Below are 841 nucleotides of genomic sequence, written 5' to 3'. Positions count from 1 at the left end.
GTGGAATTTCACGCCCTTGCGCAGGTTGAACGTGTAGGTCAGGCCGTCGTCGGAGACGTCCCAGCTTTCTGCGAGGCCCGGTTCGATCTCGGTCGTGCCCGGCTTGAATTCGACCAGCTGGTCGTAGACCGGGTGCGACGAGGCGTCGAACGTCGTGCCCGAGGTGTAGGGTGCGGGATCAAAGCCTTCCGGCGACGCTTCCGAGCAATAAACGAGCGTCTTGGCGCCGGCTCCACCTGCGGTCATCATCACCGCGGCAGCCCCCGCCAAAAGCATCGAGCGAATGGTCATGGTCTGTCCTTCCTGTTGGTTGGTCTTTTCGTGAGTGCTGCCGCCCCCTCCGGTCGCACAGCCGCGACATCGTGGGACGGTTCAAACACAAACTGGTGAGGAGTAAATCGTGCTTTGATCACGTGGTCAATGAATGCCGCGACGTCGCGGGTCACGAGCCAGTGAAGCTTTCGTGCGAATCCTTCGGCGCGCCGCACGATGGCGCGCCGGGGTTGCGCAGGCTCAATCGAGCGGGATCACATCCACCGCCTGCGCGCTTTGCTGACCGCCCGCGCCGCGCATCGCCCCGCGCAAAGGCGGCACGTCGTCATAGTCGCGCCCATAGCCGACGGTGATGTAATCCTCGCCCGCATACTGATTGTTGGTCGGGTCGAACTCGACCCAGCCCGTCTCGGCCCCCGCCCAGGCGCGCACCCAGGCATGCATCGCATCCGCGCCTTCCAGACGGGGCTGACCGGGCGGCGGATAGGTGCGCAGGAAGCCCGAGACATAGCCCGCCGGGATCCCCACCCCACGCAGGCAGGAGATCATGATATGGCTGAAATCCTGA

Annotated in this window: 2 protein-coding genes; both read right to left on the bottom strand. The window is 64.3% G+C overall.

Features of this window, described 5'->3' with window-relative positions; translation table 11 throughout:
- Window positions 1-291, bottom strand: a 291-nt coding sequence (locus B3D39_RS10145; RefSeq protein WP_286789656.1) for an ABC transporter substrate-binding protein, incomplete at its 3' end; no start/stop codon positions are given.
- A 222-nt stretch (window positions 292-513) separates the two neighbouring features.
- Window positions 514-841 (bottom strand): transglutaminase-like domain-containing protein (locus tag B3D39_RS10140; protein WP_286789655.1); only part of this gene is annotated, 328 nt, incomplete at its 5' end.

The sequence above is a fragment of the Thioclava sp. UBA3469 genome (assembly GCF_002378135.1).
GTDB classification, from domain to species: domain Bacteria; phylum Pseudomonadota; class Alphaproteobacteria; order Rhodobacterales; family Rhodobacteraceae; genus Thioclava; species Thioclava sediminum.
The sequence above is the reverse complement of the archived record's forward strand: the minus strand, read 5'-3'. Positions and strand labels throughout refer to the sequence as shown.